Origin of the sequence: Roseivirga seohaensis, from assembly GCF_001592945.1 — a bacterium.
Lineage (GTDB): Bacteria > Bacteroidota > Bacteroidia > Cytophagales > Cyclobacteriaceae > Roseivirga > Roseivirga seohaensis.
Genome location: NZ_LRPB01000005.1, coordinates 55033 through 70889, shown reverse-complemented (window position 1 = coordinate 70889; position 15857 = coordinate 55033). Strand labels below are relative to the sequence as shown.

Below are 15857 nucleotides of genomic sequence, written 5' to 3'. Positions count from 1 at the left end.
TCATCATAATAACCAAACAAATTATTCGCTCAAGCTCTTCACCTCGCTGAGGTCACTACTTTATCATCAGGCTTTTCCTTTCCTATTTGGCTCAGTATTTCTTACATTTGCTAACACTCGTTAGGTAAATTAAATAATTCAATATGAATGAAGTTTATATAGTATCAGCAGCCAGAACTCCAATAGGAAGTTTTGGAGGTAAATTAGCAGGCTTTTCTGCCACACAGCTAGGATCGTTTGCCATTAAAGGCGCCTTAGAAAAAGCTGGCTTAGACCCTAAGCATGTACAAGAGGTTTTTATGGGCAATGTAATTTCAGCGGGCTTAGGTCAAGCTCCAGCTAGGCAAGCTGCAATAGGCGCTGGACTCAGCAATGAAGTACCTTGCACTACCATCAACAAAGTATGCGCCTCTGGAATGAAGGCCGCAATGTTTGCAGCCCAGTCGATTATGGTTGGTGCTCAAGATGTAATTGTAGCAGGAGGAATGGAAAGCATGAGCAATGTTCCTTATTATATTCCAAAGGCGCGTTTCGGCTACAAATATGGTAATGGAGAATTGACTGATGGCCTGTTGCACGATGGTCTTTGGGAGGTGTACAATCAATTTCCAATGGGAAACTGTGCTGACAATACCGCTAAAGAAATGGGAATTACCAGAGAGCAACAAGATGAATTCGCAATCAATTCTTATAAAAAAGTAGCCGCTTCAACTGCTGCAGGACATTTCAAAAACGAAATTATTCCAGTTGCAATTCCGCAAAGAAAAGGTGATCCAATAATTATGGATGAGGATGAAGAATTTCATAATGTAATGTTCGAAAAAATCCCTTCTTTGAGACCTGTTTTTAGTAAAGATGGAACTGTTACAGCTGCCAACGCATCTACGATTAATGATGGTGCATCGGCAATGGTATTGATGAGCAAGAAAAAAGCAGACGAATTGGGCATTAAGCCAATCGCTAGAATTATAGGATTTGCAGACGCTGCTCAAGATCCACTGTGGTTTACAACAGCCCCTTCAAAGGCCATCCCTAAAGCAATGGCAATGGCTGGCGTAGATAAATCGCAAGTAGATTATTATGAAATCAATGAGGCATTCTCGGCTGTAGCTTTAGCCAACAACATTGAACTTGGCTTAGACCCTGAAAAGGTAAACGTATTCGGTGGTGCCGTAGCCATGGGACATCCGCTAGGTGCTTCAGGATGTAGAATTGTAACTACACTAACTTCTGTACTCCACCAAAAAGGAGGCAGCATTGGAGTTGCTGGTATTTGTAATGGTGGCGGTGGCGCTTCAGCCATGGTTATTGAAAAATTATAATATCAATTATACTAAACCAAAAAGCCTTTCGTAACTTTACGTAAGGCTTTTTTTATGAAACACCTATTCTCATTCATCCTGATAATCAGTGGCTCCATTTCTCTATTGGGCCAGCAGAAGGTGGTAAAATATTATCCGCCAGAAAATAAAATCGTCAAAGAAGAATACTACATTCTAGATAACGACACCACCAAAATACATGGTGAGTATGTTAAATACTACGAAGAAGGCGGCATAGCTATGAAGGGTAAATTCGAAAACGGAAAACCCAACGGAGTATTCAACGAATATTATGAAAACGGAAAGAAGTTAAGCACCATTACTTTTGACCACGGAGAGAAAACAGGGCCTTTTCAAATTTTATCTCGTTCGGGAAAACCCATTCAAGACGGAGGCTACAAGAATGGAGAACTCAATGGCTTGGTCACTTCTTATTACGAAGACGGCACAAAGAAAACTGAAACACAATTTAATGACAGCACCCCTATTGGTTGGGCAAAAGAATATTTTCCTTCAGGAAGTTTGAAATCAGAATTTCAATACAACAACGGCACCCAGCACGGGCCAGCCAAAACCTATTACCAAACAGGCGAAGTCTCTTCTGAATTTACCTATAAGCAAGGAGTAATTGAAGGCAAATACCTGACCTACTATAAGAATGGTCAAGTTGAATGGCAATACCAATATGTTGGCGGTTATAAAAATGGTCCTTTCAAGCGATTTGATGGAGATGGAAGCCTATTAGACGAAGGCCAATATGTTGACGGTATTTATGTAGGTGAAGTAAAAAGCTATTATTTAGACGGTTCTCTGAAAGAAAAATTCACCTATGATAAAGGAGCTAAAGTGGGTAAAAACTACACCTACTATGAAAGTGGGAAAATAAAGAAAATTGAAGATTACACGCGCGTAACCCAAGATGTAAACATTCAGGAATATTATGAAAACGGAAATCTAAAGAAAACTCAGTTCTACATAAACGCTTCTCCAAACAAAACTTGGGTTGAGTTTTTTGAAAATGGACAAAAAAAAACCGAAACACCTTACAGCAACGGAACAGTAAACGGTTTTTATAAAGAGTACAACAAAGACGGTTACTTAGAAAAACAATCGCCTTATCAGTACGGACGAAACACAGGTATCCAGACCATATTCTTTCCTAATGGAAAAGTAAAAAGTGAGACTAGTTATGTCAACGGATCTAAGTCTGGTAATTACACAGAATACTTTGATGGAAAAAAGGTGAAAATCAAGGGAAATCATCGTTACGACATGCGTGAAGGCACTTGGCAATACTACAACGAAAATGGAGTGGTAACCAAAAAAGAAGTCTATTCTAGAGGCAAATTAATCAGTTCGTCAGAAAACTAAACCAATCATTAAGCAAGAGTATTTTTTGACTATTTTTGCCAAATGATCCAAGGTATTAAAGAAACCAACTTCAACTTCCCGAACCAATCCGATTTCTACAGAGGAAAGGTTAGAGATATTTATTTCTTTAGCGATTTTCTTGCCATGGTGGCGTCAGATAGAATTTCCGCTTTTGATGTGGTGCTCCCGAGAGCAATCCCCTATAAAGGGCAGGTTTTAAACCAAATTGCTTCTAAGTTTTTAAAAGCTACGGAAGATATCGTTCCAAATTGGATTCAAGCTACTCCAGACCCTAATGTGAGTATTGGTTTAAAGTGCGAAACCTATCCTGTTGAAATGGTGATTCGTGGTTATTTAGCCGGGCATGCTTGGCGCGAATATCGTGCTGGGAAAAGAAAACTTTGCGGAGTAGAGTTACCTGATGGCTTAAAAGAAAATGACAAGCTCCCCTTCCCTATTATTACCCCAACCACCAAAGCTAAAGAAGGTCACGATGAAGATATTTCAAGGGAAGAAATATTGAAACAGGGGCTTGTATCGGAGCGAGAATACAAACAACTTGAAAAATATACTCAAGCCATATTTAAAAGAGGAACAGAACTAGCAGCCGATCAGGGGTTAATTTTGGTAGATACCAAATACGAATTCGGCCATAAGGATGGAGAAATCTACCTAATTGATGAAATCCATACGCCAGATTCTTCAAGGTATTTTTACAAAGAAGGCTATGAAGAAAGGCAACGAAATAACGAAAAACAAAAACAACTTTCTAAGGAGTTTGTAAGACAGTGGCTAATTGAAAACGGTTTTCAAGGCAAAGAAGGCCAACAAATTCCTGAGATGACAGACGAGGTTGTTAAATCAATCTCAGACAGGTATATTGAACTTTTCGAAAAAGTAACAGGTGATAAGTTTATAAAGCACCCCACTCAAGAAATCGAAAAAAGAATTGAAAATAATATCCTCGGATACCTAAATAAAAAATAAGACGATGAAATTTACAGTAGATAAACAAGAAAAATACACACTCTTAAAACTAGACGAAGATAAACTGGATGCTACTATTGCCCCAGGTTTGAAGTCAGAGTTTGTAAACCTTAGTACTCAGGGTGTTACCAATATAGTTTTAGATCTTTCTGCCACCAAATATTGCGATTCTTCTGGTCTAAGCGCTATTCTAACAGGAAATAGAATTTGTACAGAAAATGAAGGCAAGCTTGTATTAAGCAGTTTACAACCAATGGTTCAGAAACTGATTGAGCTTTCTCAGCTACACAAAATTTTAGACATTCTCCCTACTTCAAATGAAGCCATCGAATTTATTACGATGACAGAGATTAAAAAGGAATTGGGAGCTGAAGAAGGCGAAGCTTAATTCAGCGATTTGAGTATAAAAGTAAAGATATTAGGCTCTAATTCTGCAGCTCCAGCTCATAAGCGCAACCAAACTTCTCAGTTGCTTACTATTGAGGGGCATCTCTATTTAATGGACTGTGGAGAAGGTACTCAACTTCAATTAAAACGATATAGAGTACCTATTCAGCGCATCAACAATATCTTCATTTCTCATTTACACGGAGACCATTATTTAGGGATTATGGGGCTTTTATCTACCATGCATTTGATGGGTAGAAAAAAGCCTCTTAACCTCTATGGGCCTCCAGGTTTAGCAGAAATTATCACCTTACAGCTTAAATACTCTGAAACCGTATTTAACTATCAGGTAAACTTTCACCCTGTAGACACAAAGGCCAACAAACTCATTCATGAAGATGACTTTATTAGGGTTTACACTATCCCGCTAAACCATAGAATCCCTTGCGCTGGTTTTTTATTTGCTGAGAAACCAAAGAAGAGAAGAATCATAAAGGATAAAATACCTGAAGGCTTTTCTGTCAAGAATATCATTAAACTCAAGAATGGTGAAGACATCTATGATGGCGATGGTAACATTATTTATCATCACACTCAAATGACTTTACCTCCAAAACGGGTTTACAAGTATGCATTCTGTTCCGACACCAAGTACGATGAGTCCATTATCCCCATCATTCAAGATGCGGATATGCTCTATCACGAAACTACTTTTATGGAAGAACATGAAGACAGAGCAGCAAACACATATCACTCAACCACAAAGCAGGCCGCTACCATTGCCAAAAAAGCCAATGTTGGAATGCTACTAATGGGGCATTTTTCCATTCGGTATAAAGAGTTAGAGCCCTTGAAATACGAAGCCCAGTCCATTTTCCCGAATTCTCACCTTGCCATTGAAGGAGAAGACTTTATCTTAGACGATATTTCTTAAATCCATAACCCATGGGCGAGTCGATTCTGAAGAATAAAAAGACCAACCTCTTCATTGTTTTAGCTGGTATTTTTATCACAAATGCTCTGATTGCAGAGCTCATTGGCGGAAAAATTTTCTCTTTCGAAAAAACACTAGGCTTTGAACCTTTAGACATCTCCTTGATGGGAGACTTTATGCTTCAGTTCAATTTAACAGCGGGCGTATTACTTTGGCCCGTAGTGTTTATTACTACAGATATTATTAATGAATACTTTGGCAAAAGAGGCGTAAAGCGAATTACATACATTACCGTTGGACTTATTGCTTATGCTTTTCTGGTTATATATTTAGCCATCAAACTTGTGCCTGCAGACTTCTGGCTTGGAGTATTTGCTACAGATGCGCAAGGCAACCCATTCAATATTGATGAAGCATTTCAAAAGGTGTTCTCACAAGGGTTGAATATTATTTTCGCATCACTTGTAGCCTTTTTAATCGGTCAGTTTGTGGATGTTTACGTTTTTCATAAGCTAAGAAAAATCACAGGGCAAAATAAAATTTGGCTTCGTGCTACAGGCTCTACCCTAATTTCTCAGCTTATCGATAGCTTTGTTGTGCTTTTCGTGGCCTTCTATTTCCTTGGCTCTTGGCCAATAGAACAAGTTTTAGCGGTAGGTGTAACCAATTACATCTATAAATTTCTAATTGCAATTGCGCTCACTCCTTTGCTTTATGTCGCGCATTTCTTTATTGATAGGTACTTAGGGAAAGAAATTTCGGAACAGCTTCAAGAAGAAGCAAGTTTAGAAAGTGGAGATAAAATCTTTTAACGAAAGAAGTTATCTAAAATAACAGCGGTAGCAATAGCCACATTTAACGACTCCGCCCCTCCTCTTCTTGGAATATGTAACGAATGGGAAATATACTGTTCCAAATCAGGATTAATTCCTTGTGATTCATTCCCCATTAACAGAATACCTCTGTTGGTCAATTGAGATTTATAGATGTTTTCGCCAGAAAGTAAGGCTCCATAAACAGGCAATTCAGTCGCTGTAAAAACTTCCTTTAAGTCTTTATAATACACCTTAACTCGTGTAAATGACCCCATACTAGCGTTAATCACTTTAGGGTTATAAAAATCTGCCGATTCCAAAGAGCATATAATGGTGTCAATTCCATACCAATCTGCAATGCGAATAATTGTGCCCAAATTACCGGGGTCACGAACATCATCAAGTGCAAGAACCAGTCTATCATTAGGGAGTAGAAAATCATGCTCTTCTTCCATCGAAACAACCGCTAAAGCCGCACTATTGGTTTGAAATGTGCCCACCGCTTTCAATTCGCTTTCCGTCACTTCAATCACTTCCTTTACCTTAGATAATTGGTCTGTGGGTAACAATTCAGCGTAGGCTTTGGTTGTTAAGAGATAATCCATGACGAAATCAGACGCTAGAACTTCAGAAACGCCTTTTGCTCCCTCCACAATAAACTTACGTTCTTGATGTCTATATTTTTTTAATTGAAGAGATTTAAAGTACTTTATCAATCGTTTAGAAAGCATATCGAAAGCTATTTGTGAAGTCGGGAAATCTAATATTCTTAATTCTTTTTTTCACCATCCTAATCAATGGTTGTACAGGCGTCAGACATCTGGAAGATGGCGAAAAACTTCTATACAAACAAAGCATTGTAGGCGTTGAAAAAGCCAACAAAGATGCACTTTCTGAACAAATAACCCTTACTCCGAACACTAGAATTCCACTTCTGGGTCCACTTGGCGCGGCAATCTATGAACTTGGCGAAAACAGTTATGACACCGCAGAAATCAATCAGGACAGACGAGAATACATTGAGAAGATGGACAAAAAGATTTCAGCAAGGGAAGAAGATGGGAAATCAACTTCACGGCTTGAAACCAATAAAAAGAGAAAACTTGACCGGTATGAAAACAAATTACGGAACGGTAATTTACCAATGCGTACAGGAACTCCCTTGGCCGTATATGATAGCCTAGCCATAGCTAATTCAAAGGAGCGTATGCTCACTTACCTCAATTTCAATGGTTTTTTGAAAGCGCAAATCGATATTGAAGTAAAAGAGAAACGAAGAAAGGTTCATCAAAAATTCATTGTGGATGAAGGCCCACGCAGTTATATCGACAGCCTTACTTTAAGAACAGGAGATTCTACATTAAGTAACTTAATCAATGCTACTAAAGCAAAGTCCTTCCTGAAAATTGGCGACCCTTACAGCAAGGATAAGATCGACCAAGAAAGGGAGAGAATTGAATCTTTAATGAAAGACAATGGCTATTTTAATTTCACCAAGGGTTTTATCGAGTTCGATGTATTTTTTAAACCAAATGAACTTGACTTATGGGTTTCAACAGTTATCAACAAGCCATCTGATAAGCCTAAGCATCAAATTTATCAAATGGACTCTATTATATTCAATAGCAACGGCAGTGATATGCCTACCGACACCACAGAGTATGAAAATGTAAGTTATGTTTCAGGCTTAAATTACTACTCCCCTAAAGTAATCGACACACGTCTAATTTTTAGAAAAGGCGAATTATACAACTATACCAGTGTAATCAATACGCAGCGACAACTATTGGCCATCGACATGTTTCGCTATGTCAATATTAATTTTGACACCACCTTAGTTCCTGGTAAAATGGTGACCAACTTCTATACCGCTCCGCTCAAGAAATATCAACTTACACAAGAGCTAGGTTTAAATGTAACCAACAACACTCAATCGAGTTATCCAGGACCATTTTATAACCTATCTTTAAAAGACAGAAACGTTTTCGGAGGTTTAGAAATATTAGAACTCAATGCTTTTGTTGGAATAGAAGGAATCGCAAAATCAAATTCATCTGAATCTTCAAACTCTAACCTTCAGTATGGCGGCAACCTATCACTAAGTTTCCCTAGATTCATCACCCCCTTCCCTTCTCGGGAATTAAACTTAGGAACCTTCAACCCCCGAACTACCGTATCTTTGGGGTATTCTTACACCGATAGAACACAGTACAAGCGAGAAAACATTAATGGAAATTTATCTTACAATTGGCAAAACCTTAAGGGTAGCAAGAACTATACGCTTACTCTGGCAGACGTCAATTTGATTTATACCCCATTCAGAAGTGAAGAGTTTGATGCTTTATTAGACCGACTCGAAGCACAAGGAAACACTCTGAAGTTGGCTTTTGAACCCTCTTTTGTGAGTAGTACTTCCTTTAATGCTACTTTGAATAGCGATTACTCAAACACCAATTCGCCCTCTTCATTCTTCCGCTATTTTGTTGAAGCAGGCGGAAGTATACTAAACCTTACTGGAACAGGCCTTCTGCGAAACAACGATTTAACCAACTATCAGTTTCTGAAATTTCAGCTAGATTACCGGAGGTATTATCCGTTAAGCAGAGAAAGGGCATTAGTATTCAGGGGCAATATGGGCATTGCTGACCCTTACAATGGAGCAGACTTACCATATGAAAAATACTTTTTTTCGGGTGGAAGTAATAGCAACCGCGCTTGGACACCAAGGCGACTGGGGCCTGGCTCTGCTTTTCCTTACCTGCTAGACGACAATGGCGATAACGTTAGAGATTCAGAAGGAAACCTTGTAGCCGACCGTTCAAAAGACAGTTATCGATTTGAACAGCCAGGAGAAATTCTATTAGAAATAAATGCAGAGTACAGGGCTAATATTGTGGGCTTTTTAGATTGGGCTTTTTTTGTAGATGCCGGCAATGTGTGGAAATTTCGCGATACCGAAGCGCCTGACGACCCAAGCGATCCAATTACTTTATCGTCAGGTGCCGATTTTAAATTCAATCGCTTTTATAAAGAAATAGCTGTGGGGGCGGGAATCGGGCTTCGCTTCGATTTCTCTTTCCTTGTATTCAGGTTCGATATTGGACATAAAATTCGTGACCCTCGCTTTCCAAACGGTGAACGATGGAGAAAACCTTTTACCGATACCAACCAAACGGTATGGAATATTGGAGTGGGTTACGCTTTCTAACATTAGCCGCATAAAAAAAGCGACTGATCAAAAACCAGCCGCTCATATTTCTATTAATTTTCTCAATTAGTAATTCAACAATTGAGAAAGCATTCCTTTTACCTTTTCAGCAGTAGGAAGCATCTGTTTTTCTAAATCTACATTCAATGGTATTGCAGGCAAATTAGCCGCACCATAAGTCATTACTGGTGCATCCAGAATTTGGAAACACTCTTGTGATATACGCCCCGCTAAAGATTCGGCAAAAGAATTCAATAAAGGCTCCTCTGTAAGCACTAAAGCCTTATTATGCCTTTTTACTGATGCAATAACACCTTCCCAGTCTATTGGGTTTAAGGTTCTTAAATCAAGTATTTCTACTTGTCCTTTGAAAGCTTCAGACGCTGCTCTTGTCCAATAAACGCCCATGCCGTAAGTAATCACCACACAGCTTTCACCATTTTCAATAGCCTCCTCACTCGCTTCTTGATCAATTCGAGATTTACCTAGTGGAATGATGTAATCGCTATCTGGTTCAAATGTTTTTGCCCCTTCAGTCCCTGGTACTTTGGACCAATATAAACCTTTGTGCTCCAACATCACCACTGGGTTAGGATCATGAAAAGCCGCTTTCATCAAGCCTTTCATATCGGCAGCATTCGATGGGTAAACCACTTTAATTCCTCTGATATTGAGCAAAGTAGACTCTATACTTCCCGAATGGTATGGGCCTCCTCCACCGTAAGCTCCAATCGGCACTCTAATCAGAGATTGTATTGGAAATTGCCCCTTCGACAAATAACAACTTTTAGAAAGCTCTTCTACCAACTGGTTAATTCCTGGCCAGATGTAGTCCGCAAATTGAATCTCTACAATGGCCTTAGCCCCAATGGCCGACATTCCCGCAGTTGACCCAATTATATAGGCCTCTTGAATTGGAGTATTGAAAATACGATCATCTCCATATTTCTGAGCAAGCGTAGCGGCTTCACGGAATACTCCACCTAATGTTCCTCCCACATCCTGTCCGTAGAATAATGATTCAGGGTGTGTTTTTAAAATATCATCAACCGCATGAAGTGCAGCATCAACCATCACTACCTTTTCGGCTCCTCTCGGTTTTCTTTGCCCTTTCTCTTCAGTAATTGGCGTAGGTGCAAACTCATGATCCATAAACGTAGTAATGTCCGGATCATCGGCATTGATTGCTCTTGCGTATTCTGCCTGCACAAAAGCCAAGGCTTCATCTTCTATTTTTACCAGTTGGGCTTCCTTCCATCCTCGCCTTTTCAGTTCTTTCCTTAACCTCGGAATTGGGTCATTCTTCAGGTGCTCATCATAATCCCCCCTGTACCATTCTTTTCTTACCCCCGATGTGTGATGCCCCAATAAAGGCACTTTCGCATGAACAAGAATTGGCGCCCTATTTTCTCTCACATAGTTAAAAGCTTTTTGCAAACCTTCATAGGAATCTACAAAATCACTTCCATCTACACGCATGCGCTCCATGCCTGTAAAGCCGGAAACAAAATCATAAGCATCCATAGCACGCATTTCAGCACCAGTCGCAGAAATACCCCAATCATTGTCTTGAATCAAATAAACGATTGGTAGCTTATGAAGTACCGCCATTTGAAAGGCCTCAGAAACTTCACCCTCTGTTACAGAACCATCGCCAAGCGAACAAAGCACTACTGGTTTTCCATCTCCCTTTAGTAAGTTTTGGCTTTCCAAATAATGGATTCCATGCGCCATTCCCGTAGCTGGTATGGCCTGCATTCCCGTTGCCGAACTTTGGTGAGGTATTGTAGGAAAGCCTTCTCTTTTTAAAGAAGGATGACCATAATAGGTCCTTCCGCCAGAAAAAGGGTCGTCCTTTTTAGCCATAAGTTGTAGCATGAGCTCATAAGGCTGCATTCCTATTCCCAAAAGGATGGATTCATCTCTATAATATGGTGCAGCAAAATCATGAGGCATTAAAGAAAGTCCTGCTGCCAATTGAATAGCTTCGTGCCCTCTTGATGTACTATGAACGTATTTACTGCAAATCGCCTTGTTCTCCTCGTAGGTCATCGCCATGTTCATGGCGGTGTGCATCAGGCGGTAAGCCTTCTCCAACAATGCTTTAGATATGGTAATTTCTTTTTTCTCGTCTGTTAAAATCTTCTTCGTCTTGATAACTCCCATATGTGTGGTTATGTCAAATCCAAAAATAGCCAATATTTCTGAACGATGTGCTAAAAAACCTACCGATCGTTAGGCAATCTATTTTGCATACGGAATTGCCTTTCAACGGTTTGTTTTACTTTTGCATTATGACAATGACAGATAGAGATTCGATTACTCGGATTTTCAGAAATATTCAGGATCATATTTGTAAAGAAATCACCAAATGTGATGGCACAGGCCGCTTTATTGAAGACCAATGGGAACGTCCGGGCGGTGGCGGTGGCATTAGCCGCGTAATGCGTCATGGCACCATAATAGAAAAAGGGGGTGTCAATTTTTCAGCAGTGCATGGTAAAACACCTGAAAAAATATTGAGCTCGTTCGGGCTTACTGAAGGAGATTTCTTTGCTACGGGTGTCTCTATAGTTCTTCACCCTGAAAACCCTATGGTACCTATTATCCATATGAACATTCGCTATTTCGAAATGTCGGATGGGAAATATTGGTTTGGTGGAGGAATTGATTTAACACCTCATTATGTAGACGAATCGGACGCTCAGTTTTTTCATGAAAAATTAAAGGCCGTTTGCGACAAGCACCATTCTTCATACTATACAGAGTTCAAGCCTTGGGCCGATGACTATTTCTACGTGAAACATAGAAAAGAAACCAGAGGAATTGGAGGGATTTTCTTCGATCATTTAACTGAGGACAGCACTTTTAGCAAGTCGGACCGCCTAGAATTCGTAAAAGATGTAGGGCTTGCTTTTGCCCCTATATACACTTACTTAATGCGCAAAAACTCTAAACTTCCTTACGGAGAAAGAGAAAAAGAATGGCAGATGCTTAGGCGTGGTCGCTATGTAGAATTCAATCTGGTGCACGATAGAGGTACACGTTTTGGCTTAGAAACTGACGGACGAATTGAGTCAATTTTAATGAGTTTACCCGCTCAGGCCGGTTGGGAATATGACTTTCAGCCACTAAAAGGAAGTAAAGAGGCAAAAACTCAGGCTTTATTACAAAAAGGAATCAACTGGCTAAAGCTTTAAATGATCGATCAATTAGAACAATGGGATAAGGCACTATTCCGCATCATTAATGGAGCGCATAATAGCTTTGGTGATTTTGTAATGACCTGGGCCAGCAATAAATTCATTTGGATTCCTCTTTATGTCGTCTTGCTTTATTGGCTATTCAAATACAAAAAGAACTACGGCTGGATGGCTCTATCTTTAGGTTTACTCATATTAATCAGCGACCAAACAGCCTCTGGTTTATTAAAACCATGGGTAGCCCGTCTCCGACCATGCCATGACCCTGAAATAATGGATTTGGTCCACAGTCCAGATGGTTGTGGCGGACGCTATGGTTTTGCATCATCGCATTCCTCAAATATGTTTGCACTTGCCTTTTTCTGCTGGTTTTGTTTAAAAGACAAGCTAAAATACATTTGGCTTTTGCTGCCTTGGGCTGCTTTAATTGCTTATAGTCGGGTTTATTTAGGTGTTCACTTTCCTGGCGATGTAATCACAGGTGCATTAATTGGCTTGATTGCCGGATATGTATGCTTCCGCTTGTTTACCTTTGTTTCAACTAAAAAGTAGAAGGGTTAATTCAACAATACAAATCAGATTTTAGTATGAAAAAAGATGCAATCGTTTTCAAATACTTCAAGCGCGTTTTTGAAGACTATCAGGTACTTGTGTCAGTCAACCCTATTGACTTTTCTGGCACCGAATTGATTATTCACCCTGATGGAAAAGTAGAAAAAACAGACATGAATTTTGATGAAGAAATTTATGATGATTTAGCCGAAGATGAATTCAAAGAAAGTAGTCCATTAGAGTTTCAACTCTATATGAAAAAAGACTTTTTTCAACGAAAGGAAGGCTAAACCAACTGATTCTCGTAAGCAAATTTCACCAAGCCTGCCAAATTCTTCACTCCTAACTTACTTAAGATATTCTTCCTGTGCGTATCTACTGTATGAGAACTAATAAATAGTTGTTCTGCAATTTCATTGGTATTTAGCTCTGAGGCAATAAGCTTAATAATCTCTACTTCTCTTTTAGTCAGTTGTACTTGATCTACAGCATTCTGAGTTTTTTCTAAGCTGTCAAAAAGTGATTCAGTCACATCTTCGCTATAAATCCTTCTGCCCTGTGATACTTCGTTAATGGCGAAAATCAATTCTTTCTTTCCAGAATTTTTCAGAATACAACCTTGGACTCCCAGCTCAATCAGTTGCTTGGTAAACTGTGCATTGTTATGCATTGTGAGAATAAGCACATTCACTTTAATTCCTTTCTTATGCAGCTGTCTTACCACCTCGATTCCATCCATTTCGGGCATATTGATATCGAGCAATAAAACATCAACCGCACAAAATTCGAGTTTGCGTAGTGCGTCTGCTCCAGTTAAAGCGCTATCGACCACTTTTATTGAAGCATCATCTTCAAGGATTGAAGATATGCCATCAATTACCACTTGGTGATCGTCAACTATAAGAACTCTAATCATTATTTATTGGTATATCAATTGAGATTGTTGTGCCTGCCCCTCTTCCTGTATCAATATGGAAATTACCGTTGAGTTTGGCTACGCGTGCTTTTAAGTTAATCAAACCTATTCCAGCCTTTTTATTCACTTCCTTCAAGTCAAAACCCACTCCATCATCTTCCACAATGAGGTTAACACTGTCCTCTCCTTTTGTGAGTTGAATATTTGCTTCTTTGGCATGTGAATGCTTTAAAATGTTGCTAATCAACTCCTGAACAATACGGTACAACTGCAACTCTTGTTCGGCCGTCAAAACATTATTGAGGTCGTTAGAATAGAGACTTACCTTGAGTTTACCTGTTTGTGAAATCTTGTCTTTCAGATCTTCTAAAGCGGGCACGAGTCCAAACTTTGTAAGTACCCCAGACATTAAATTGTGTGAAATACTTCTCACTTCACCTGTTGCCTGATCCAATAAATCAGACGCCTTCATAAACTTGGTATGGGTTTGATCATCCTTACTCAGGCTTTCGGTAACTACGCTAAAATGTAGTTTCACCATCGAGAGTATACCTCCGAGTCTGTCATGAAGGTCAATAGCAATTCTTCTTCGTTCAGTTTCTTGCCCTTCTAAAACGCCTTGTAGTGAAGCTATTTCTTGCTTTTGAAGCAGTTCATCAATTTGCTGTTTATTGATCTCTTCATTTTTATCTGCCAAAGCCTTTATGTTTTTTCTACGCTGATCAATCACATAAATAATTATGAAAGCTGCTACAACAAGAATTATGGATACACCAAGGATTATGGTTTTATATTTCCTTTGTTGAAGTGCCAAGTTCTTCTGCTTTTCAGATTCGAGTGCTAAAGAAGCAGTCATAACCTTAGCTTTTAGCTCTAGAATTTCATCATTTTTACCATCGACATAAATAACCTTCGCTAGCGAGTCTGATGAGTCAGTATATCTAGCGGCATCTTCAAACCTACCTTCACTTCTTGCTATTTGAGATTGGAGTGTCAATACCTCTCTAGCATCATCTAAGTATTTCAAAGAATCAGCTATTTCATATGCTAGCGTTGCATAGAATTTTGCACTGTCAAGGTTATCAAGTTTGAAGAAAGACATTCCCATCCTTCTATAATCAAGTCCTACAACTCTGAAATTCTTTAGTTGTTTATTCTGTTTTGAAGACTCAAAACTTTTAGCAATCGCTAAATCATATTCCTCTTTTAAATAATGAAGTGACCCAATATTTGAGAGTAAAGAAGCCACCATTTCTTTATTCTTTTCTTCATTAAATAACACCTCTGTTTTATTGTAGTAATACAATGCAGAGTCAATATTTCCTTCTATTTGGTGTGTCACTCCAATTCCATACCATGAGTTATTCTCTAAACGTTTATTGTTAATACTTTGAGAGAGTTTTATTGCTTTTAGGTAGGATGAACGAGCAAAGTCTGACTCGTTCAATTCAATAAACACGGCAGCTTCTCCTATTGCCGCGCGAACTTGAAATTCAATATTACCCATCTCTTCTGCCAAATCCGAAACTTGACGAAAAGCAATTAGAGCTGAGTCATACTTTGCCTCAGCTCTATATTTTTCACCCTGTCCCCTTAATTCATCCAGGTCATTTAAATCCTGACCGAATAAAGGATTCAGAATGAAAATCAAAATCCCTGTAATGATTACTCTCATTCTTAATTACCAGAAACTGGGGGGACTGGGGGTGGTGGGTTATTGGAACCTCCTTCTTCTTCCTCTTCGGGCTCTTCCGGGTCTGGATCAAACTTATTAAACACAAAGCCTTTGGATTGAAACATCAACCCAAAGTTCTTTTCAACTGAATTTCTTCTTTCTGATTTTAACATATCACACTTTTTTTGATTGAAGATAAAATATACACACAATGAATCTCTTACTTTTCTATGAGGGAAACAAGCCAGATTCAAGCTTAAAATAAGCATAATGGGCTTAGGAAGTAAATACCCAGAAATAGTGAGAATAATAATTTAATATTTCGGCTCTCAAGTTTTCCTATTAGCAATTTCTTAATACCTTTGCGCCCGGCAGAGGGGTGCGACCAGCTCCCGCTGAACTCCCCCAGGCTGGGAACAGAGCAAGGGTAAGCGGTTGTAGCGGTGCGACATCCTGATGCCTTTTTTTATCCCCTTCTTTATCGTAT

At 39.2% G+C, this 15857-nt stretch carries 15 protein-coding genes and 1 other RNA gene; 11 read left to right on the top strand and 5 right to left on the bottom strand.

All coding sequences use genetic code 11. The features are described 5' to 3' along the window. Positions 1-143: 143 nt before the first annotated feature. From AWW67_RS02915 to AWW67_RS02890, 6 genes are read left to right on the top strand one after another with little or no spacing between them, the layout of a single operon-like run. On the top strand, positions 144-1322 hold the full coding sequence (locus AWW67_RS02915; RefSeq protein ID WP_062300137.1) for an acetyl-CoA C-acyltransferase: 1179 nt from the start codon (positions 144-146) through the stop codon (positions 1320-1322). 54 nt (positions 1323-1376) lie between these two features. After that, entirely contained in the window at positions 1377-2693 is a 1317-nt protein-coding gene (locus tag AWW67_RS02910; protein WP_053224635.1) for a toxin-antitoxin system YwqK family antitoxin, read from the top strand. A 45-nt stretch (positions 2694-2738) separates the two neighbouring features. Continuing rightward, a complete protein-coding gene (locus AWW67_RS02905) occupies positions 2739-3680 on the top strand; it encodes a phosphoribosylaminoimidazolesuccinocarboxamide synthase (RefSeq protein ID WP_260311301.1) in 942 nt (313 codons plus the stop codon). 4 nt (positions 3681-3684) lie between these two features. Continuing rightward, a complete protein-coding gene (locus tag AWW67_RS02900) occupies positions 3685-4068 on the top strand; it encodes an STAS domain-containing protein (protein ID WP_053224633.1) in 384 nt (127 codons plus the stop codon). A gap of 9 nt (positions 4069-4077) precedes the next feature. Next, positions 4078-5001 carry a ribonuclease Z gene (locus tag AWW67_RS02895; RefSeq protein ID WP_062300134.1) on the top strand — a complete coding sequence of 308 codons (924 nt, stop codon included), beginning with the start codon at positions 4078-4080 and terminating at the stop codon, positions 4999-5001. Between the two features lie 11 nt (positions 5002-5012). Beyond that, a complete protein-coding gene (locus tag AWW67_RS02890) occupies positions 5013-5813 on the top strand; it encodes a queuosine precursor transporter (protein ID WP_053224631.1) in 801 nt (266 codons plus the stop codon). Here AWW67_RS02890 and AWW67_RS02885 read toward each other — a convergent pair. Next, positions 5810-6547 (bottom strand): RNA methyltransferase, encoded by a 738-nt coding sequence (locus AWW67_RS02885; RefSeq protein ID WP_062300132.1) that lies wholly within the window; start codon positions 6545-6547, stop codon positions 5810-5812. The two genes, AWW67_RS02890 and AWW67_RS02885, sit on opposite strands and share 4 nt — an antisense overlap. A gap of 14 nt (positions 6548-6561) precedes the next feature. Between AWW67_RS02885 and tamL the strand changes: the two genes are divergently transcribed. Next, positions 6562-9024 (top strand): translocation and assembly module lipoprotein TamL, encoded by a 2463-nt coding sequence (gene tamL / locus AWW67_RS02880; RefSeq protein ID WP_062300130.1) that lies wholly within the window; start codon positions 6562-6564, stop codon positions 9022-9024. 66 nt (positions 9025-9090) lie between these two features. Here the strand turns inward: tamL and AWW67_RS02875 are convergent, their stop codons facing one another. Further along, on the bottom strand, positions 9091-11190 hold the full coding sequence (locus tag AWW67_RS02875; protein ID WP_062300128.1) for an alpha-ketoacid dehydrogenase subunit alpha/beta: 2100 nt from the start codon (positions 11188-11190) through the stop codon (positions 9091-9093). A gap of 128 nt (positions 11191-11318) precedes the next feature. On the opposite strand from AWW67_RS02875, the gene hemF reads away from it, so the two are divergent. The 3 genes from hemF to AWW67_RS02860 are packed head-to-tail and all read left to right on the top strand — an operon-like array spanning position 11319 to position 13069. Beyond that, positions 11319-12224, top strand: a complete 906-nt coding sequence (hemF, locus tag AWW67_RS02870; RefSeq protein WP_089082021.1) for an oxygen-dependent coproporphyrinogen oxidase — start codon at positions 11319-11321, stop codon at positions 12222-12224. Continuing rightward, the gene (locus AWW67_RS02865; RefSeq protein ID WP_062300125.1) at positions 12225-12779 is read left to right on the top strand and encodes a phosphatase PAP2 family protein; all 555 of its coding nucleotides are present in this window, start codon (positions 12225-12227) and stop codon (positions 12777-12779) included. A 35-nt stretch (positions 12780-12814) separates the two neighbouring features. Beyond that, positions 12815-13069 (top strand): hypothetical protein, encoded by a 255-nt coding sequence (locus AWW67_RS02860; RefSeq protein ID WP_053224626.1) that lies wholly within the window; start codon positions 12815-12817, stop codon positions 13067-13069. Here AWW67_RS02860 and AWW67_RS02855 read toward each other — a convergent pair. The 3 genes from AWW67_RS02855 to AWW67_RS18955 are packed head-to-tail and all read right to left on the bottom strand — an operon-like array spanning position 13066 to position 15543. Next, positions 13066-13695 (bottom strand): response regulator, encoded by a 630-nt coding sequence (locus AWW67_RS02855; protein WP_053224625.1) that lies wholly within the window; start codon positions 13693-13695, stop codon positions 13066-13068. The genes AWW67_RS02860 and AWW67_RS02855 overlap by 4 nt on opposite strands. Then, on the bottom strand, positions 13688-15370 hold the full coding sequence (locus tag AWW67_RS02850; protein ID WP_062300123.1) for a tetratricopeptide repeat-containing sensor histidine kinase: 1683 nt from the start codon (positions 15368-15370) through the stop codon (positions 13688-13690). The genes AWW67_RS02855 and AWW67_RS02850 overlap by 8 nt, the downstream gene beginning before the upstream one ends. A gap of 2 nt (positions 15371-15372) precedes the next feature. Continuing rightward, positions 15373-15543, bottom strand: a complete 171-nt coding sequence (locus AWW67_RS18955; protein WP_176699986.1) for a hypothetical protein — start codon at positions 15541-15543, stop codon at positions 15373-15375. 195 nt (positions 15544-15738) lie between these two features. Between AWW67_RS18955 and ffs the strand changes: the two genes are divergently transcribed. Next, positions 15739-15836, top strand: an RNA gene (gene ffs, locus AWW67_RS02840) — signal recognition particle sRNA small type. Positions 15837-15857 lie beyond the last annotated feature (21 nt).